1 rRNA gene is annotated in these 251 nt (G+C 57.4%); it reads right to left on the reverse strand.

Annotation, left to right across the window (positions count from 1 at the left end):
- Window positions 1-251, reverse strand: a 16S ribosomal RNA gene (locus tag ACTHS4_RS12210); the annotation flags it as partial.

Raw genomic sequence — 251 nt, forward strand, 5'->3', positions numbered from 1 at the left:
GCCTACGCACCCTGTAAGCCCAGTGATTCCGAATAACGTTTGCACAGTTCGTATTACCGCGGCTGCTGGCACGAACTTAGCCCGTGCTTCCTCTGGGGCTCTGTCAACCTTACGGTTTCATCCCCCCTGACAGCGGTTTACAACCCAAGGGCCTTCATCCCGCACGCGGCGTCGCTCGTTCAGGCTTTCGCCCATTGACGAAGATCCTCGACTGCAGCCTCCCGTAGGCTGTCTCTTATACACATCTGACG

It is taken from the genome of Neisseria sp. P0014.S009 (assembly GCF_051958155.1).
Classification (GTDB): Bacteria; Pseudomonadota; Gammaproteobacteria; order Burkholderiales; family Neisseriaceae; genus Neisseria; species Neisseria flavescens_C.